The sequence below is a fragment of the Curtobacterium sp. MCBA15_013 genome, from assembly GCF_001865095.1.
Lineage (GTDB): Bacteria > Actinomycetota > Actinomycetes > Actinomycetales > Microbacteriaceae > Curtobacterium.
The window spans coordinates 1-345 of sequence record NZ_MJGQ01000063.1 but is presented as its reverse complement, the minus strand read 5'-3'; the positions used below and the strand labels follow the sequence as shown (position 1 = coordinate 345).

1 protein-coding gene is annotated in these 345 nt (G+C 72.5%); it reads left to right on the top strand.

The features are described from left to right. Nucleotides 1–315 (top strand): aldo/keto reductase (locus BIV01_RS16970; protein ID WP_139199528.1); only part of this gene is annotated, 315 nt, incomplete at its 5' end. Between the last annotated feature and the right edge of the window lie 30 nt (nt 316–345).

Here is a 345-nt window from a genome sequence, read left to right as displayed (position 1 = left end):
CTGGACGCCGACGACTTCCGCCTGGCGAACCCGCGCTTCCAGGAGGAGGCCTTCGCCGAGAACATGCGCATCGTCGACGCCGTCAAGGAGATCGCGACCGATGCCGGCGGGACCCCGGCGCAGGTGGCGCTGGCGTGGCTGCTCGCGCAGGGCGACGACGTCGTGCCGATCCCCGGCACGAAGCGGGTCTCGCGACTCGAGGAGAACGTCGGCGCAGCCGACCTCACCCTGACCGCGGACCAGATCGCGCGCCTCTCGGCGCTGCCGGTGCCGACGGGAGACCGCTACCCCGACATGTCGACCATCGGTCGGTAGACGCGACCGGACGACGGCCTGGAGGCGCGG